Genomic DNA, 4,677 nt, shown 5'->3' with positions numbered 1-4,677 from the left:
AAGTGATTGGTGTAGACAATGTGGATACGACAACACAAACAATTCCGTACGAAACTATCATCCGTTATAATCCGGATTTACCTGTCGGTACAGTGAATCAAGTGGCACAAGAAGGTCAAGACGGTACGACAACAACGACAACGACATATGATGTAGACAGCACAACAGGTACATTGTCTAATCCGCAAGTAACACAAAGCACAACAGCACCTATCAATAAAATTGTAGAATATGGTCCAGTTGAAGGTACGATTGTGTATCAACCAGATACGAATCTGCCATATGGTGAAACAGAAACAATTCCAGGTACGCCAGGCGACCCGAATGATCCGAATAACCTACCGACTGAAACAGTAGTGAAAGTGGGTAACCAAGTTACAACAACGGATGCGTTGCCATATGACACGCAATATGTTCCAACAACTGAACCAGTAGGCTATGAAAATGTGAAAGTCGCAGGTCAAGATGGTACATCTACAACGACAACAGTGTATGATGTGGATCCAACAACAGGTACATTAAGCAATCCAGCAGTGACGACAAATACAACACCGGCTGTCACACAAGTTGTTGAAAAAGGAACAACTCAAGTCACAACAAGTGCTGTACCATATGAAACGGTTTATGTAGAAAATCCTAATTTACCTGAAGGTGCACAAAATGTGCTTCAAGAAGGTTCAGCAGGTCAAACACAAACAACGACAGTTTATTCACTCAATGCGGAAACAGGTGCTTTAGAAAACCCAGTTTCTTCTACAGTGACAACACAAGAAGCAATCAATCGTATTATTGAAGTCGGTACAGGCGTAACGACAACAACGACAACACCGATTGCGCCGACTACGTCATACGAAGCTAATCCAGATTATACGCAACCTGTCGGAACACAAACTGTGACAGTTCCTGGTCAAGCAGGGGAATCAACGACAACGAAAGCACCAGGACAAGAAGCGGTTACGGAAACAACGATTCCTGCAGTGAACGAAATTATTGGTGTGAATAACGTAGAACGTACAGAAACAACCATTCCATACGAAACAATCGTACGTTATAACCCAAGTCTTCCTGTAGGTACAACAGATTATGTCGCACAAGAAGGTACGAACGGTACAACTACAACGACAACAACGTATGAGGTAGATAATCAAACAGGTGCGTTAACAAATCCACAAACACAAACGACAACAGTAGATGCGGTGAATCGTATTGTGGAATATGGACCGGTAGAAGGCGGCATCATTTATCAACCAGATGCGACGTTGCCTGCAGGCCAAACATCTACAACACCAGGTACACCTGGAGATCCAAACGACCCAGATAACTTACCGACAGATACTATTGTGAAAGTCGGCAATACAACAACCGAAACAACTCAAGTACCTTATGAAACGAAATATGTAGGTGTTGATGCACCAACAACTTATACGAATGTACAAACACCTGGTCAAACAGGTACAGAAACAACAACAACAACGTATAGCGTGAATCCTTCAACGGGTGCTTTAAGTAACCCGCAAATCACAACAACATCAACACCAGCTGTTGATGAAGTGATTGAAAAAGGTACGACACAAGTCACAACAGCTGACGTTCCTTACAATGTGGTTTACAAAGAAAATCCTAATCTACCTCAAGGTACAGAAAATGTACTGCAAGCAGGTATCACAGGACAAACGCAAACAACAGTAACGTATACGGTGAATCCGCAAACAGGCGAGCTAGAAAATCCATTATCAACAGATCAAGTGCTAGTAGAAAAACAAGACTTGATTATTGAAGTGGGTGTCGGCACAACATCAACGACAACAACAGAAATTCCACCAGAAACAACGTACGTTGCGAACCCTGATCCAGACGCAGGTACAGGTGATACACAAGTGGTGACACCAGGCGTAGCGGGCGAGTCAACGACAACGAAAGCACCAGGACAAGAAGCGGTGACAGAAGTTACTACACCAGCGGTTAATGAAGTGATTGGTGTAGACAATGTGGATACGACAACGCAAACGATTCCGTATGAAACAATCATCCGTTACAATCCAGACTTACCTGTCGGTACAACAGATTATGTTGTGCAAGAAGGTCAAAATGGAGTCACTACAACGACAACAACGTATGAGGTGGACAGTCAAACAGGCGCGTTGACGAATCCTCAGACTGAAACACAAACAACAAATCCAGTGCAACGTATTGTGGAATATGGACCAGTAGAAGGCGGTGTGGTCTACCAACCAGATTCAAGTGTGCCATATGGCGAAACAGTAACTGTTCCAGGTACACCAGGTGACCCGAATGATCCAAATAATCCACCGACAGAGACGGTCGTTAAAGTTGGTAATATGACAACAGATACAACACCAGTTGCGTATGACACGCAATATGTACCGACAACTCAACCAGTGGGCTACGAAAATATTACGACACCAGGTCAAGACGGAGTAGTAACGACAACAACGATTTATCAAGTGGACAAGACAACAGGTACATTGATTAATCCAGAAGTAACATCAATCAAGACACCACCTGTCACACAAATTGTGGAAAAAGGTACAACACAAACATCAACGAACGATGTACCATACGAAACAGTGTATATCGAGAACCCTAACTTGCCTCAAGGCACACAAAACGAGTTACAGGCAGGTGTTACAGGTCAAACGACAACGACTGTGACGTATACGTTGAACCCACAAACAGGTGCGTTAGAAAATCCGACAGAAGTGACAACTACTGATATTGCGAAACAAGACAGAATCATTGAAGTCGGCAGCGGTACAACAACATCTACGACAACACCGATTGCGCCGCAAACTTCATATGAAGCGAACCCGGATGTATCACAACCAATTGGTACACAAACAGTGATTACAGAAGGACAACCAGGTGAATCTACAACAACGAAAGAACCGGGTAAAGAAGCGGTAACAGAAGTGACAACACCAGCAGTGAATGAGGTTATCGGTGTCAACAACGTAGAACAAACAACAGAAACGATTCCGTATGACACGATTGTCAGATATAATCCGAATCTGCCAGTCGGCACAACGGACCATGTCGCACAAGAAGGTCAAAACGGTGTTACTACGAAGACAACAACGTATGAAGTAGATGCGACAACGGGTGCGTTGATTAACCCGACAACGAATACTGAGACAACCAACCCAGTTCAACGTATTGTGGAATATGGACCAGCTGCAGGCCAAGTGGTTTATCAACCGGACCCGAACTTACCAGCAGGTGAAACAAGAACAGTGGAAGGTCAACCAGGAGATCCGAATGACCCAGATAATCCACCGACAAACACAGTCGTTTATGTAGGTAATGTCGTAACTGATTCAACATCAGTACCATACGATACGCAGTATATCAGTACAGATGAGCCTATCGGTTATGAAAGTGTCGTAACACCAGGTCAAGATGGTACGACAACTACAACGACAACGTATGAAGTGGATCCGACGACAGGCGCATTAGTAAATCCAACAACATCAACTGAAACAACATCACCGACACCGCAAATTGTCGCAAAAGGTACAACTCAAACAACAACGAACGACGTACCATTCGAAACAATTTATCAAGAAAATCCTAACTTACCGCAAGGTACTCAAAATGAAGTACAAGCAGGTATCACAGGTCAAACTGAAACAACAACGACGTATACAGTCAATCCAGAAACTGGTGCACTTGAAAATCCATCAACTGTCACAACAACTGTGACACCGGCACAAAATAGAGTGATTGAAATCGGAGTCGGCACAACCGCAACGACAACAACAGAAATACCGCCGTCAACTTCATATGAAGCGAATCCAGATCCATCACAACCAATCGGTACACAGACAGTGACAACAGAAGGACAACCAGGTATTGAAACAACAACGAAAGTACCAGGGCAACCTGCGACATCAGAAATTACAACACCACCAGTCAATGAAGTGGTAGGTGTGAACAATGTTGAACAAACAACAACACCTATACCATTTGAAACAATTATCAGATACAATCCTGATTTACCAGTCGGTACAGTTAATCATGTGGCACAAGAAGGTCAAAACGGCGTAACTACAACGACGACAACGTACGAAGTAGACAAAACAACAGGCGCTTTATTGAATCCGACAACAACAGAATCTGTCACAACACCGCCAGTTGACCGTGTGATTGAATATGGACCTGTCGCACCATCTACAACGTACCGTCCAAATCCAGACTTGCCAGTTGGCGAGACACAAGTGATAGAAGAAGGTACGCCAGGAGATCCGAATGACCCGAATAATCTGCCGAAAGACAGAGTGATCAGTGTCGGCACGAAAGTGGTCACAACGACAGATATCCCATATAACACAATCTACCAAGACAATCCGAACTTACCAGCAGGTACAGAATATGAAGTACAGCCAGGTAAAACAGGTCAAACACAAACAACAACAGTTTACGGCGTAGATCCAAAAACAGGTGAACTCATCAATCCAGATACAACAACAATTACACTGGTTGAAAAGGTAGACAGAATTGTTGAAAGAGGAACTGGCACAGTACCAGTTGACCCAGAAGATCCGGGTACAACACCAGAGGAACCAGAACAACCTGAAGGTCCGGGCACAACACCAGAGGAACCAGAACAACCTGAAGATCCGGGCACAACACCAGAAGATCCAGGTACAACACCAGAAG

1 protein-coding gene is annotated in these 4,677 nt (G+C 43.9%); it reads left to right on the top strand.

Annotation, left to right across the window (positions count from 1 at the left end):
* On the top strand, positions 1 to 4,677 hold a 4,677-nt coding region (locus HMPREF2937_RS10820), incomplete at both ends, for a G5 domain-containing protein (RefSeq protein WP_180364639.1).

The sequence above is a fragment of the Staphylococcus sp. HMSC061G12 genome, from assembly GCF_001838465.1.
GTDB classification, from domain to species: domain Bacteria; phylum Bacillota; class Bacilli; order Staphylococcales; family Staphylococcaceae; genus Staphylococcus; species Staphylococcus simulans.
This window is presented reverse-complemented; position numbering and strand designations above follow the sequence as displayed.